Origin of the sequence: Cellulomonas algicola (genome assembly GCF_003851725.1) — a bacterium.
GTDB lineage: Bacteria > Actinomycetota > Actinomycetes > Actinomycetales > Cellulomonadaceae > Cellulomonas > Cellulomonas algicola.
The window spans coordinates 1-237 of the sequence record NZ_BHYL01000321.1 but is presented as its reverse complement, the minus strand read 5'-3'; positions in this window follow the sequence as shown (position 1 = coordinate 237).

Here is a 237-nt window from a genome sequence, read left to right as displayed (position 1 = left end):
CTGCTCGTCCGCGGTCGGGAAGCCCGACCTCAGTGATGGTCCCGGCGTACCGACGAACGCCGTCACGATGCCCCCAGCACCGTCGCCCTCCGCAGCACCGTCGTCCGCCCGCACACCAAGGGGCCCCGTGTCCGTCGATCCGGTCCCGAGCCCCACGGTGGCGCCATGAGGCTGTTCGCGGCCGTGTGGCCGCCCGACGACGTCCTCGACCACCTCGACCTCGCGCTCGCGACCGTC